Origin of the sequence: Novosphingobium sp. AAP1 (genome assembly GCF_001295765.1) — a bacterium.
Classification (GTDB): domain Bacteria; phylum Pseudomonadota; class Alphaproteobacteria; order Sphingomonadales; family Sphingomonadaceae; genus Novosphingobium; species Novosphingobium capsulatum.
Genome location: NZ_LJHO01000001.1, coordinates 763,285 through 776,125 on the forward strand (window position 1 = coordinate 763,285; position 12,841 = coordinate 776,125).

Annotated in this window: 8 protein-coding genes and 2 pseudogenes; 4 read left to right on the top strand and 6 right to left on the bottom strand. The window is 57.2% G+C overall.

Annotation, left to right across the window (positions count from 1 at the left end; translation table 11 throughout):
* The first annotated feature begins 411 nt into the window (after window positions 1–411).
* The 3 genes and pseudogenes from IP65_RS03410 to IP65_RS20760 all read left to right on the top strand — a co-directional run.
* Window positions 412–1,890 (top strand): methyltransferase domain-containing protein, encoded by a 1,479-nt coding sequence (locus IP65_RS03410; protein WP_054130748.1) that lies wholly within the window; start codon window positions 412–414, stop codon window positions 1,888–1,890.
* Window positions 1,891–1,892: 2 nt separating this feature from the next.
* Window positions 1,893–4,826, top strand: a complete 2,934-nt coding sequence (locus tag IP65_RS03415) for a rhamnan synthesis F family protein (RefSeq protein ID WP_054130749.1) — start codon at window positions 1,893–1,895, stop codon at window positions 4,824–4,826.
* 67 nt (window positions 4,827–4,893) lie between these two features.
* Window positions 4,894–5,495 (top strand): annotated as a pseudogene (locus tag IP65_RS20760) (transposase); the annotation flags it as partial.
* A gap of 216 nt (window positions 5,496–5,711) precedes the next feature.
* Here the strand turns inward: IP65_RS20760 and IP65_RS03425 are convergent.
* Genes IP65_RS03425 through IP65_RS03435 form a run of 3 tightly spaced genes read right to left on the bottom strand, consistent with a single transcriptional unit; the run spans window position 5,712 to window position 8,317 of the window.
* Entirely contained in the window at window positions 5,712–6,359 is a 648-nt protein-coding gene (locus IP65_RS03425; protein WP_054130750.1) for an ABC transporter ATP-binding protein, read from the bottom strand.
* Entirely contained in the window at window positions 6,356–7,153 is a 798-nt protein-coding gene (locus IP65_RS03430; protein ID WP_054130751.1) for an ABC transporter permease, read from the bottom strand. Before IP65_RS03430 ends, IP65_RS03425 begins: the two co-directional genes overlap by 4 nt.
* A gap of 3 nt (window positions 7,154–7,156) precedes the next feature.
* The gene (locus IP65_RS03435; RefSeq protein ID WP_054130752.1) at window positions 7,157–8,317 is read right to left on the bottom strand and encodes a capsule biosynthesis protein; all 1,161 of its coding nucleotides are present in this window, start codon (window positions 8,315–8,317) and stop codon (window positions 7,157–7,159) included.
* A gap of 392 nt (window positions 8,318–8,709) precedes the next feature.
* Between IP65_RS03435 and IP65_RS20765 the strand changes: the two are divergent.
* Window positions 8,710–9,713, top strand: a pseudogene (locus IP65_RS20765) (IS110 family transposase).
* Window positions 9,714–9,958: 245 nt separating this feature from the next.
* Here the strand turns inward: IP65_RS20765 and IP65_RS03450 are convergent.
* From IP65_RS03450 to IP65_RS03460, 3 genes are all read right to left on the bottom strand, one after another.
* Window positions 9,959–11,623 (bottom strand): glycosyltransferase family 2 protein, encoded by a 1,665-nt coding sequence (locus tag IP65_RS03450; RefSeq protein ID WP_082349732.1) that lies wholly within the window; start codon window positions 11,621–11,623, stop codon window positions 9,959–9,961.
* Window positions 11,616–12,314, bottom strand: coding sequence for a DUF5672 family protein (locus IP65_RS03455; RefSeq protein ID WP_231627532.1), 699 nt, complete (start codon window positions 12,312–12,314; stop codon window positions 11,616–11,618). Before IP65_RS03455 ends, IP65_RS03450 begins: the two co-directional genes overlap by 8 nt.
* Window positions 12,315–12,513: 199 nt before the next feature.
* Window positions 12,514–12,816: a hypothetical protein gene (locus tag IP65_RS03460; RefSeq protein WP_054130755.1), complete on the bottom strand. Its 303-nt coding sequence runs from the start codon at window positions 12,814–12,816 to the stop codon at window positions 12,514–12,516.
* Between the last annotated feature and the right edge of the window lie 25 nt (window positions 12,817–12,841).

Sequence of the window (12,841 nt, forward strand, 5' to 3'; positions counted from 1 at the left end):
GAACCCGAGTTTCGACAATGGCCGAATTTGCATTGCTGGTTATGGAGCATTCAGGTTTAACCGCACTGCGAAGTCCATCGCTGCCTGCCAGCACCCGGGCGCCGGTACGCGACCAGCCGATATGGCACTTTTCATGATGGCACACTCCGTAACTTCGCGCCGACCTTCAACTCGCCGCCATATGTGCCCAGGGTGTGCCAGCAAACAGTGATCCGAGAGCGAACGTTTTCCAAACGCATGCCTTTGGGGTACGCATCTGCACGTTCGCGCGCGGATCAACCGAAACACATAGCCGAAAGCCTGGCCTCTTCTGCATGACTAAAAATCGGAACTACGTTTCCCGCCCATTCCGCGCTGAATATCGGGGAATTGCCCGCGCACTGAAATTCCGTCCAACGAGGAGCATCACCCATGCATGATACCGCGTATCGTATTGGCGGCCTCGTGATGGACACGTACCTGCCGTCAGCTCCAGCGCGCATTCTTGAGATCGGCGCATTGAACGTGAACGGGTCGCTGCGTGATCACTCTCCACGTAATGCAGAATATGTCGGGCTAGACTTCGAGCCTGGCGAAGGTGTCGACATCGTCATCACCGGAACCGCCGACTGGCACGTGCCGGACGAACACTTTGATCTCGTCATGGCTTCGTCCGTATTTGAGCACGATAGTGCTTTTTGGCGAACGTTCCTCGAAATGTGCCGAAAGACCAAACCGGGCGGACATATCTATATCAGCGCCCCGTCTAATGGGACAGTCCATCGATACCCCCGTGATTGCTGGCGGTTCTATCCAGACTCCGGACTGGCCCTGGAAGACTGGGCACGATGCCAAGGTTTCGAGCTGACGCTGATCGAAAGCTTTATCGCAGAGCGAGAGACGGATCATTGGAATGATTTTTGCGCGGTCTTCAGGCGCGGTCCGTGCGGGGATCCGCTGATCCGCGATTTTGTGCATCTAAAATTTCCCTCAACCAACGCCCTCAACTGGCGCACTTCGCTAACTATCAACCCGTCTGACGAGACCCAGGATATGCGCCTGCTCAGTGCGGCCCAGAATAGGGCTGCTGAGCTGGAGGCGGAGGCGCACGCCCTCCGCCACGAGGTAATTGGCCTCCGTCACGAAGCCGAGGCTCAGCGCCATGCGGCAGAAGCCCTTCAGATCGAATGTGACAACCTTCGCATTGCTGCACAGCGCGCTACGGAAGAAATCGAGACGACGAAATCACGCTTGCATGCCGAAAGCGAAGTCCTGCGTGACACGTTGTTGACGGCGCAGCAGGAAGCAGCGGCTGCTCGCGAAGTCGACCGTATGCATTTCGCGAGTGAGCGGGAAAGTTTGGAAGAGGCTCATAGCGCTGCCATGCTGGAACGCGACGAAGCTATCGCCCAGCTTATGGCCGAGATCGCGCGGTTGGAAGCCGACCTGGAGCGCGCGAAGCATGTTGCAGCAACTAGCCTGCCGCCACCGTCGGACACCACATCTCTGCACGCGGCACTGGCCGAAGAGGTCAAACAGATTACCAGCCAAAAGACGCAATGCGAACAGCGCCTGGAAGATCGTTTCCGCGAAATTGCTCGGCTCACCCGACTGATGCAGGAACGTGACCAAGCTATTGCCAGCGAGCAGGAACGAGCTGAGTGGCTACGCCAAGTTGTAGCCGTTTTGACTAAGGGGTACTCCCGTTCGGCCAAGGCCCGCCTCGGAACGCTGCTGCCCACCTACTTTGCCCATAAACGGCACGAACGCTGGCTTCGGCAGGAAGGCTTGTTCGACGCGAACGAATACACTGCGATATACCCTGAAGTGGCACGGGCGGAGATCCACCCGCTGCGGCACTACATCAATCACGGTATGCGCGAAGGCCGCGTGATCAGACAGGGCGCATGACGATGATCGAGATCATCACGGAAGAACAAGTTTCCGCCGTGCGGCAGTGGAAGCACTTTGATGCCGCCTGGTACCTGAAAGAATATGCCGATGTCGGCCTCCTCGGGCTCGACCCGGCATACCACTACCTGTGGCTTGGGGCACGCATTGGCCGCAAGCCCTCGCCCGGGTTCGCACGCTTTACCGGCCGTCAATTCAGGGTTGAGGAGTTCGTGCGCGAAATCGCGCGCGACGCCATTGAAAGCCTGGACGAAAACACAAACTTCAATGACAGCGCCGATCTCTCCTACCTCGGGCGCGCACCGGCAGAATTCGTGGGTCCGGGCGAAATCGATGTCTCGGCCGTGCAAGGCATTCGCGTCGGCGTTCATGCCCATATGTACTATGCCGATCTGGCCGAAGAATTTGCTTACCATCTCGGCCAGATACCTTGCGCATTCGACCTTTATGCGTCCACCTCCAACGAAGCTTCACGTGAAGCCGTTTTGCGGGTCTTCAGCACAATTCCGAATGCCAAGAAGGTAGATGTGCGTGTCGTGCCCAATATCGGGCGCGACATTGCCCCCTTGGTCGTTGAATTCGGCGCTGACTTGGCAAAATATGACGTCATCTCGCACATTCAGACAAAAAAATCTTTATATAATAATGGATCAACAGACGGATGGCGCGAATACATTCTCCATTCGCTGTTTGAAAGCCCCGGGCGCATCGCCCTATATCTCAGGGCACTAAACACGAGCCGTTATGGCATTGTATACCCACAGTGCTTCTATAACCTTCCTTACATGGCGAATACCTGGCTCGCCAACTCGGGAATCGCCCGCGCATGGGCGCCACGCTTCGGAGTGGATGCATTGCCCGAGGGTTACTTCGATTTCCCGGCCGGTTCGATGTTCTGGGCAAAGACCGACGCATTACGCCCTCTGCTGGAAGGCGGGTTGCAATGGGAAAACTTCCCCCCCGAACAGGGGCAGACCGATGGCACGCTGGCGCACTGCATCGAGCGCATGCTGGGGGTAGTGCCAACATCACGGCACTACCAACACGGGGTTGTCCGCGACACCCAAACGCCAAGTTGGTCGCGCTGGCGCCTCAATCAATTTATCGATCGGCCAATCGAGCACCTTCACGCCATCGTCGCCGCTCCGGAAACCCAAATCGTTGCGTTCGATATTTTCGACACCCTGCTGACACGGCCACTGCTCGACGCCGACTACGTCAAGCGCCTGCTGCATTCGGAACACGAAAAGAACGGTTGGTCAGATTTCAGGAACTCGCGCATGCGGGCCGAAGGTGCGGCGCGCGAAGCCAAGGCGCGGGATGTCGATATCCACGATATTTATGAGCATCTTGTCGGCCCTGCCAACAGCACAGCGGAGCTGACGCCCGATCGCGAGATCGAGTTGGAAATCCTATCCGTACGCCCGCGCAAGCAAGGAATCGAACTTCTTCAATTCGCGCTTCAAAGTGGCAAAAAAGTCATACTTGCCAGTGATATGTTCCTGCCTCGCGAAGCCATCGAAGCGATGCTGCAACGTTGCGCAATCGCCGGCTGGCACACACTCTATCTGTCTTGCGAGGTAGGCGTTCGCAAAGATAGCGGCAAATTGTACGAACACATTCTGGCTCATGAACAAATCGCGCCTCACGAGATGGTCATGGTAGGCGACAATGAGCGTTCGGATTTCCAGATTCCAGCAGACATGGGTATCCGGACCATCCACTTGGTCAAAGCGACTAACATACTGCGAGCGATTCCACGCTTCGCCGGGGTGGTGCCGGACAGCGAGCACGCACCGTTGGGCGATCAGTTCCTGTTCGGGGCGATCGCTGCCGAAAACTATTCGGCCATCACCTATCCCGATTTCTCGCCCGCAGACATGTTCGGCGCAGATGCGCACGCCATCGGCTATGGGCTGCTTGGCCCCATAACCGCGGCCTTTTCCCAATGGCTGCAGGCTCAGGCAAAAGAACACGGCATCGATCGCCTTTATTTTCTCGCTCGTGAAGGCAAATTTCTGAAGACCGTGTTCGATCGCTGGCAGGCCGGCAGCGCAGATATGCTACAAAGCGACTATCTGCTGATATCCCGTCGCGCCGTCACAGTGCCTTGTATCGAAACTATGGAAGATATCTTTCACATCGCCGCTTCGAACAATTTTTACGGCGCGACGATGGACATGTTTCTCAACGAGCGCTTCGGCACGGTATTGGACGCCAAGGCGTGGGCGGAGGCGGAACGAAACCGCCTGTGGGCCCGCAACGCACCGCTTACCATACAGGACGGTGGCATCGACCATATTCGCCCGTTCCTTCGCGCCGTATCCCCCCACATTTTTGCGCAGGCAAAAATGGAGCGGGAAAACGCGTTGGGATATTATCGAGCCATGGGTCTGGACGGATCGAGCAAGAGCGCAGTGGTCGATGTTGGTTACGGCGCGACGATCCAGCGGCATCTCATCAAACTGCTCGACCATAAGGTTCACGGCCTTTACATGATGACCGATCAGAAGGGCAGCGCGCTGGGCCACAGCGCGAACGTCGTTGCCAAGGGATGTTTCGTTCACGCTGCGGAGCGCAGCCCTTCAGCTTCGCCGCTGTTTACCAACAGTTTTCTCCTCGAAAAGATGCTGAGTGCCGACGATGAGCAAGTCGTGCGCTATACGTCTGCCGGTGACGCAGAATTGCGTGAGCGCAGCGAATACGTCGATATTGGTCGATCTGTTCGACACGAAATGCAGCGAGGTGCTCTGGCATTTGTGGATGATGCAGCTTGCTTCCGTCGCGGAATGAGTAGCAACCTCCACATAGACGGCGCACGCTGCGAGGAACTATTCTCCCGCTTCGTTCATGGTCTTTCGCCAAATGAACAGAAGATATTTTCGTCTCTAGCGCTGGATGATTTCTACTGCGGCCGTGGTATCGTGATAGACTGATTATGACGTGCTCCCCTGAAATGTGACCGCCCGATGGTAGAGTCCGACCACGAAGGAGTCGGACGGAATGAAGCGGAGCAGGTTCAGCGAGGAACAGATCATTGCGATCTTGAAGGAGCAGGAGGCTGGCATGGCTACAGCGGAGGTATGCCAGCGCCACGGGATTAGCTCGGCGACCTTCTACAAGTGGAAGTCGAAGTTCGGTGGCCTGGAGGTGTCCGAGGCGCGTCGCCTGCGGTCGCTCGAGGAAGAGAACGCCCGCCTGAAGAAGCTTCTGGCCGAGGCGATGCTCGACAACGCGGTACTGAAGGATCTGGCATCAAAAAGATGGTGCCGCCCGGCGCCAAGCGGGAAGCGGTCGCCCATGCCCGTGAGCATCATGGGGTGAACGAGCGTCGGGCGTGTTCACTGGTCGGCGTGAGCCGCAGGATGGTCCGGTATCAGCCGAACAGGCCAGACGACGCGCCTCTGCGGCAACAGTTGCGCGAATTGGCGGGAGAACGCCGCCGGTTCGGTTATCGCCGCTTGGGCTATCTGCTGGCGCGGGAAGGCATGACGTCCAACCACAAGAAGCTACTGCGGATCTCCCGCGAGGAAGGGCTGCGGGTGAGGCGTCGTGGCGGTCGCAAGCGGGCATTGGGCACACGGGCATACCCCCAGACACGTTGGCATCCCATCAAACAATCATCATGAAGGAGCGAGACTCTACCTCTGATCGGTAACAATCAGGGGAGCACGTCACTCGATCGCCGGCAAAAAATTTCCCACCGTCCGAAAGGCGGCAGCCGCATCATCGCGGATCGATTAATTTAAGGCGTTTTGATTTACTCGAATATATTCGAAATATCTGAAGAAAACTTGGCAATATATCTGTCGGCAGGATATTCACAGTCGCTCGTAATCGAATATTGCCTGTTCTACATCATCGGTATCATGCGCCTGTCCATCGCGAAAAATGACCGCGCGATTGCACAGTTCCTTGATCACACCCATGTCGTGAGATGCCAAAATCAAGGCTCGATCCTTTCTTTTCTCGAAAAGCTCGTAATGGCATTTGTTCCGGAAGTTGCTATCGCCGACGAGAATGATCTCATCGATGAGGTAGCAATCGAAATCAATTGCAAGAGACAAGCCGAATGCAAGTCTGGCTCTCATCCCGGACGAATATGTCTTCACCGGCATGGCCAACTGCCTGCCAAGCTCGGTAAAATCCTCAATGAAATCCTTCATCCAATCATACGGCTTGCCATAGATGCGAGCGATGAACCGGGCATTGTCGTATCCGGTGAGACTTCCCTGAAAGCCACCGTTAAACCCGAGCGGCCATGACACCGACATCTCGCGTTTGATCGAACCTGACGTAGGCAATTCAACACCGCCCAACATCTTGATAAAAGTTGATTTTCCTGCCCCGTTCCGCCCAAGGAAGGCAATCTTGTCGGTTGCGCCGACGCGCAGATTCACGTTGCGAAGAACGTGCTTGCGTCCGTGTCCCATCTTGTAGGACTTGCAAACGTCCTTGCAGTCAATCATTCGACCACCAGTTCGGAACGGATGCGACGGCACAGCGACAGTCCGATCGCCGCCATGAACAGGGATACCCCCAGCGGGTAGAGCGCGTCGTAATACACTACAACCCTACTGCCCCAGATTCCGCCGCGGATCATCTCCATGCCATGCACGAACGGCGAAAGCAGGATGTAGTGGCGCAACCCCGGCGTTATCCAGGAAACCATGCTGAACGCGCCAGAAAACGGGATCATGATATATGTGGTAACCGGCATGAACTTTTCGAGAACTTCCGACTTTTCTGACAAAGGCGCTATGATCAGGCACAACGAAAAGCAGAATATGCAATAAACCAGCCATCCAGCGATCATGAGGCCAGGATTGGAGGGTATGGGAAACAGCCCGAGCCCCATTAGAATGAGGGCAACGAGCAGAAAAGCCATCATTGCGCCCAGCATCTCAATAACGAACCTGACGATAATGAAGTCCAGAATTTGTATCTGTCGATGATACATCAGACTGCTGTTGGCCTGAAATATCGCCACGCTGCGCGCCACAGCGTGACGGAACAGCGTCAATGGAATGTAGCCCGTCACCACAAAGGCAACGACCTCTACCCCATGCTCCTGCGCCCCATGCAGATAGCGCCAGATGAGCGCGACGAGGCTCGCAAACAGTAGCGGTTCGACCATCATCCAGAGAAAGCCGATATTCTCGCGGCCAAACCTGGTAATAAGTTCCCGGATAATGAGAGCATGAATCACGCGGCCCTGAATCTTCAGTCCGTTGCGAAAACGCACCCATTCGTCTTTTGCCATCGCTCAGTTCTCGGGCGAGTGCTCGAGGATGCCCACAACCAGCATCCAGCCAACAAAATAGAGGCAGAACGCCACGGCAGCTATCGTCAGTATGCTGAGTAGGCGATGCGGCAGGAGGGCTTCATCAGGGCGATTAGGCTCCACCACCCGCTCGAGATAGAACTTCTGCCGTTGCGCATCAGCACGAGCCTGGACCAACGCAGCGTTGGCTGCCGTCAAACTGTCATCGGCAAATTTCTGTTCCACCAGCAGATCTTCGTAACTACCGAGCTTGGAGGCGATAGTACCAGATCCGCCGACCACACGATTGTTTTGCTGCGCAATTTGCGCTGAGATTGCCGCGACGCGATCGCGCAGCGCCGGGATCGAAGGGTTGCGCGGCGTCTGTTGCTCCATCGTCGCCAACTGCGCTGCCAAGGCCGCACGCTGTGCCACCATCTGATTGGAAATCTCTAACACACCAACGGCTTGCTTGCTGGGATCAATCAATGCCGAGCGATTTCGATACTGCGTCAGCGTGACGGTGATCTGTTTGGCGCGATTGGTGGCGATCAAAACCTGCCGCTCGGCTTCGGCGATCCCACGCCCCTGCGCGCGCGCATTGAGCCGGTTCACCATATCCTCGCTCAACGAAAGCAAGGTGCGGTTTATCTGATATGCGTCCTCAGGCGTGAAGGCCTTAACCTTAACAACAGCTGTGCCGGTCTGGGTATCGAGATCGGCATCGACCATCTTCGTGTAATATTTGTACAAGTATTCAAACGAAGTGCCCGAAAACAAACTTGGAAATCGGGAAAGCGCGTCACCGGCGCGGGCATAGCGCTGACGGATCGACGCTTGCTTCTCCAACGCGGCCAAAGCGTCGCGCGAGCGCACGAAATCAAGAATCTCGTTCGACTGCTCCTGGCCAGCGGAGAGACCAGTGGTCTGGATCAGATTGGCAAGAGAGGATAATTGCGGCCGTTTCTCGTCAGGAGATTTGATGACGAACCTCGACTCTGAAACATAAATATCCGAGGCAATAAATCCGTAATAGATCGCGGAAAATATCGTAGGGATTATAACAAAAAGGACGAACCAGCGGTTCTTTATCGCCCAACTCATGGCCTTGGAACTCTGCTTGGAAGCAGCGGCATCTGCAGGATAGGTGGTTTCAGCGTTCATAATGCCTGCGTCAAACGGAAGGAGCACCGGAGTGGTCCCCAGCGCTCGCGCATATCGTTGTGGTCGCTAGGGCATAGGCCCATGCAGCGCAAGGTACGCAGGAAGCCAAGCAAACATAAAACACGACGACCAGAGCACTGTTGGTTTTGCCAGATCGCCAAACCTTTGTGCTTAGGCGGCGTGGACACCCCAAGAAACCGCATGCCTTGCTGCCCCCTCTCCGCTTCCTCGCCCGGAGAGCTGCCGCACTAACTCGGCTGTTCCATCGCTGCTGCTAAGACCCGCGATATGCGCAACTCGGTACGAGTCATCGTGTAATTGCGGCTGCTTCCCTCGGGCCTCGGTAGAGGCGCACACTTCTGGTTGTCGAATCCTGAAGGAAGGAAGCAGCCATGAAGCATTCCGCTGGATTGGACCTGTCGATGGAAACCACGCAGGTCTGCATCGTTGACGAAAATGGTCGGAAGCTCGTGTCGGAGAAGGTGGAGAGTTCCCCTGAGGCCATCGCGATGATGCTCGAGCGATATGGTCCTATCGAGCGAGTCGTGATCGAAACAGGGCGCATGTCGCCTGCGATCTGCCTGGGCCTTCGCGAACTGGGCGTCGCGGTCGTGTGCATCGATGCCCGCCAGGCGCACCAGAGCCTGAATGCAATGAAGGCGAACAAGGCTGATCCACGCGATGCCGCCGGGCTCGCCCAGCTGGCACGAACAGGCTTCTACAAGGAAGTGCACGTCAAGTCGCCAGCAGCGCATGGTGTGCGCAGCGTCATCACCGCGCGGAGCCATCTGGTGGAAGCGCGCGTCCGGTTCGACAACATGATCCGCGGTCTTTGCGCCACGTTTGCCTATCGCCCTGGCGCTGGCCAAGGAAAGGCATTCCTCGAGAAGATCATGCAGGCCGCCCACATTCCTGGTCTGAGTGACGCCATCGCTTCCTTGTTGTCGGTACGTGCGGAGCTGATGGAACAGATCAAGGAAATGGATCGGCGGTTGCGCGTTATAATAAGTCACAGGCCTGTGAAATCCTGATGACCATACCGCGCGTCGGGGTGCAGACATCGGCCGCCTCCGCAGCTGCGGTCGATGAGGCAGGCCGCTTCCGACAATCCCGCAACGCCGGCGCCTACTTCGGCCTGGTGCCCCGACGGCATCAATCGGGCGAACTCGACTGGACGGGCCGGATTACCAAGCAGGGCGACGGGACCGTGCGCAAACTGCTTTACGAAGCCACCAACTCGATACTTACCCGAAGCCGTGAGACCTTTGCCCTGAAGACATGGGCCATGAAGATCGCCAAGCGTCGCGGCCTGAAAAAGGGCCGCGTCGCGCTCGCACGCCGCCTCGCGGTCATCATGCATGCCATGCTGCGCGATGGTACTTTGTTCAAGGCATGAGGTAAGGTAGAAGCTGTTTGCCAGCGGTGAAGCGTCAGTGCTGATCCGAGAGCGGTGTCCCGCGAGGGAACGCAGGGACGAACGATCTGCGAAGGTTACCGGATGGGCCAACAAGCCCGCTTCGAGTCAATGCAACGTTCGCCTCTGTGAGACCCGATACAGCACGACCAGGCTCCGGTCCGGCCAGTGCGGACAGATCCATGAAACCCACAAGGGATCGCACCGCCTAGCTCTGCAATTACAGATCAAAGCCTGATGACAAAGGTTTCGCTGGCCCGGCTCAAATCTGGATGATGATAAGAGTCCACGAACTCAGCGGTATGCCAACGCTGCTGAAGTGCTGCGAGTTCACGGGCAAATCTGGCGGCGCCGATGGGATCAGCATCGCGGCCACGTGACACTGATTCGTGATGGATCAGCGTCGCGCGTGGCTCGTAAAAGGATTGCCAGCCCATCTCATTCAACCGCAGGCACAAATCCACATCGTTAAATGCAACCGGAAAGTTTTCCTCGTCCAACATGCCTGCGGCATAGAAACGGTCGCGCCGGACAACCAGGCAAGCCGCCGTCACCGCCGTGGTGAATTGCGGCAGATTATGCCGGGAAAAGTATCCAACCTCTGCAGGGTTCACAAACCGATGCGCATGCCCTGCAGCGTTGCCCATTCCGATCACAACGCCCGCGTGCTGAATCCGACCGTCAGGGTACAGCAACCTTGCTCCCACGGCCCCCACATCGGGTTTGAGGGCGGCAGTCACCATGATCGCCAGCCAATCGGAAGCAATGATCTCGATATCGTTGTTAAGCAGGCAGATCAGCTCCCCACTTGCCTGTGATACAGCCCGATTGTTGATCGCGGAGTAGTTGAACGGACCGTGATGACGAAGAACACGATATCGCCCAGAATCAAGCCGCGCGAGATAATCCAGCGTTGCGACATCATCACTGTCGTTGTCGACAACGATAACTTCAAGGTTGGGGTAGGCAGTCCTAGCCAGCCCATCGAGGCAGGTGCGCAAAAGATCCACGCGATTGCGCGTGGGAATGATAACGGAAACCAAAGGGAAGCACTCGAGCGAAGTCAATTTCGCCAAAGGCAACATCGGCTGCGGACGCTGCAATCGGTGGTGGAGCACGGCCGGAACATGAACGGGTTTGACAGGCGTGGTGTCCAGCGCCTGCCGAACCAGACAAGATGCCCAATCTCTTCTGTCTGCAGCCGTGTCCATGAATGGAAGGTCTGCCCGTAGTAGGCACGCGCCGGTAACGTAATCACAACACTCGAAAAGCGGAGCGTTCCAGTCCGGCTTGAAATGCGGATCATGGCGCTTGCCACTAGGCGAGATGCAATCGTCGTCTGCGTAGATGATGCTCGCTTGTGTCTGTACAATAGCTTGCCGATAGGCGGCCATTGCGCCAGAAGCCAGACTGTCCCCCGCCATGATAGGCATTATCCACGCGCTATCTCTGCTGGCCAAGTCGGCTATAAGCGCTGGCAAGATACTACGGAACGCCCCCTGCACGGTATGATACGCAACGCCTTGGTCGTGCAGGCTCTTGATCGTTTGCTGCAACTGCAAGGCGTCGTGGGGCCCAGAGGTATCGACCAGAGCGATCACCGCAGCAGCGAGCGGATCAATCCCCAGATCCCGCGATCTACCGCGGTGACGCTTTAGCAGCCACAGCGGATAAGCACGTGATGAACGGCTAAGAAGCGGTGCAAACTGCCCCCGCGCCCTCACCTTTTTCCGCAGTATCCACCATTTGGTCGCGACAAGAAATTTCGCTGGCTCCATCCGCAGCGCATCAAAATAGACCGCGAGCACGCACCACACGAGGCGTACGCGAAATCCAATGCGTGCGAGCAAGCTTTCAGACACGCCGCCTTGGTTGGCCCCCGTTTTAGCCATGAGGCGCCGCGCCCATGCAATCACGCATCATCCGAAGCATACGCCCTACCCCACCCTTTCCGGTACCTACCGCGCGCAGGATTGGCCAAAAATCGGTTTTGATCGTGCTGCGATCATCAAGTGTGCGATAAATTTCCCAGAAAGCGGGCACACCCAAAGCGCGTGGCATATTGAACACACCATGATACCCAAATGTGGAATTGCTATCGCCAGTGCGTTCCGCTGAGAAAAGGTCGGCCAGAGCGCGCGGAGCGAAGCGCATGCCTTGATCTTCAAGCCAGGGGCGATTGACACGACCGATAGCGATGTCTTCCGGGTGTATCGCCTGGAAGTTCCAATTGCGGCACGCCTCCATCAAACGGCGGCTGCGCAAAGAAAAACCACCGTTGCCCACATCATGCCCATCGGCAAATTGCGGCCAACTGGCGCCGATATAGTCGAAATCCAGAAATGCCGGCTGCCAGCGCCGTGCGTCCAGCACATGCCCATCCCATTGCGCGACAAGGCAGTGGCTGGTGGAAACATGATCGAGCAATCTGGTCAGGATGAAATCGGAGTATGCCGCCGAGGATCGCAGCGGGGCGATGCGGGCCACGCGAATGCGACTGTCGCCCGGATCGACATCGGCATCCGTGAGAAGCACACAGTCCGCTACCGCGACTTGATCGAGGCTTGCCCGCAAGGCCGACACGGTCGCTGCAACGTTGACAGACGTGGCGGCGCAGAGAGTGACTTCGGGTAGGTAAAGTTTGTCACGAGGGGGCACGCAAAACTCCGACCGCACGTTCGCACGCTTGGCTCCGCCAACGTAGAGTGCTGGTGCATAAAGGTTTGCGATAGCGTTCGCCGCACACTTCGCAATAGCGGATCGAAACCGTTCCGACCGGGATTCAGCGCCAGCGCGGCCACAGCTGCATGATCAGCGCCAGACCATTGGTCGCCACGAGCGGCCCGATCCAGTCAATCCACTGGTCCAGCTTGGGCCATACGCGCAGATCGAGTGGCCCCCACCACGGCATATTGGCCCGCCGGCCCTGGCCGAACATCTCGATCCAGCGATATTCCGCCTGGGCCACTTCCCGGCCGATGAAATAGGCAGATGCGATCGCCGCGCCCAGCCACCACGATCCGCCGCAGCGGCGGATAAGGAACTGCAGCGCGAGCGCGACCACGGCGTGTTCGAAATACATCATGGCCACGCAACGCCAGGGGAGCCGG